Source organism: Paenibacillus yanchengensis (assembly GCF_042684845.1).
Taxonomy (GTDB): Bacteria; Bacillota; Bacilli; order Paenibacillales; family Paenibacillaceae; genus Pristimantibacillus; species Pristimantibacillus yanchengensis.
Genome location: NZ_JBHUMH010000031.1, coordinates 1 through 1,088, shown reverse-complemented (window position 1 = coordinate 1,088; position 1,088 = coordinate 1). Strand labels below are relative to the sequence as shown.

Annotated in this window: 1 protein-coding gene; it reads left to right on the top strand. The window is 35.4% G+C overall.

The features are described from left to right. The first annotated feature begins 292 nt into the window (after nucleotides 1-292). Nucleotides 293-844 (top strand): pyruvate kinase, encoded by a 552-nt coding sequence (locus tag ACFSTH_RS11440; RefSeq protein WP_377771391.1) that lies wholly within the window; start codon nucleotides 293-295, stop codon nucleotides 842-844. Nucleotides 845-1,088: the final 244 nt, after the last annotated feature.

Here is a 1,088-nt window from a genome sequence, read left to right as displayed (position 1 = left end):
TGGACTGCTCCAATCCATTGTTACTAACGGTTTCTATCCCTTCATGTCGTTCCATCTCATCCGAGTTATCTGAGATCCTGCGAATAAGCGAGCATGCGTGAGTAATCCCGTTCAAATTGAGGGAGTATGCAACATTGCACATTATTGGAAAATATTATATAGTACTGAGCGAAGGGTATACACGATCAAATCTATCAAACCCGTACGATCATAGAGTCATAAGTAGGATCACATCATATTCTCCTTAACTATTCCCACCACTATTACATACTTATGAAAAGGGGTATCTACGATGCACATTGATATTCAAAAACTATATAACCAGTATCTTACTTTAAACATACCTAATCGCTTTACGCTAGAAGACATACATCAACGGCTTACAACAAAGTATTTAGCCCAACAAGTAGATATCGATCTTTTTGCAGGTTTACAGTTTGATCCTCATGCAGAGTTTGAAACGGTAGTTACTGCCTATATATTTAGAGATGATCAAGCTGTTAAAGAATTAATGAAGCTAAACAATGTAGAAGATATGATGGAACCGATTGAAATTAACTATATTATAAATTCAAAAGACAATATTTATCATTCAGGCGGTACACATCAAGGCGCGTCAGATCTTCTAGCCTTTGAAAGTGATGTCTTTTGGGGAATGGATAAAGAGGAAATGTATTTGGGCAATGATCGTTTCGAAGAATTTCTGATTGTGCTCTATTTAACAGGATATATTCAGTTTGAAAATGATCCGTTAATCGAACAACTAATTACACGATATAAAGATGGTTATTGTCTGAGATATTTCGGATTTCAAGATGGTCGTGAAAAATACTTATATAAATAAGTATTGAAATAATAAAGCTCAAATGTCATCATTCCATTTAGCTATTTATAAGCATACCCCTTTTGCTCAGCATGTATGTTTACATAGTTTTTAATTTTTTGTATATAATTGGATACTACTCCCTCAATTTGAACGGGATTACTCACGCATGCTCGCTTATTCGCAGGATCTCAGATAACTCGGATGAGATGGAACGACATGAAGGGATAGAAACCGTTAGTAACAATGGATTGGAGCAGTCAAT